Genomic DNA, 692 nt, shown 5'->3' on the forward strand with positions numbered 1-692 from the left:
CACCGACACTGACGCGCATTAGGTAACGAATGCGCACAGCATCCGCAGTTTGAGAATCGCCTTTACCATAGATATTCCTGTCACCAACATCGAAGAACAGCTGGTTTGTCTTGGTCGGCTCGACCGTGATTTGAATATCGTCTGAGGTATCAAATACGCCATCAGGGCCGCTATTTACCATCTCGGTAGAATCAGGAATATAAGCAAAGCCACCAGGATAACGGTCGACTAGACGCACACCTGAGAATGGGTTGTCGTTTTCGTTGGTGATCACCACTTCATATTCAACGACTTCACCGACACTGGCTTCCGATTTGCTTGCCACTTTAGTGACTTTCAGCATGCCTTCGTTGTAAGCCTGCTTTTTCACTTTGATCGTGACATTCGCAGATGCCGTTTCGCCCGTCGATGCTGCCGCCGTGAAGACGTTGGTAAAGTTGTCATCAATGCCTTGATTAATCTCACCTGTCACGACGATTTCAAACTCATTGCCTTGGTACGCTTTCAAGGTATGGTTGGAATTGACGTTGTTATCCGACTCCACAGAGACCACAACGCCAGATTTCAGCTCTGTAATAGTCGCTTTCCATGTCGTGAACAACGCATTACCGTTGCTACCAATCAATTTGTCGATTTCATCCAACAAGTTCACGCTCTCTGCATCGCCAGAGCCACGGTTGGTCGCCGTCATC

The 692-nt window shown here is 48.1% G+C and carries 1 protein-coding gene; it reads right to left on the minus strand.

All coding sequences use genetic code 11. The features are described 5' to 3' along the window. Nucleotides 1-692: hypothetical protein (locus R7Q46_RS27250; RefSeq protein WP_318078281.1), on the minus strand; the 692-nt coding region annotated here is incomplete at both ends.

This window comes from Vibrio sp. 811 (assembly GCF_033339195.1).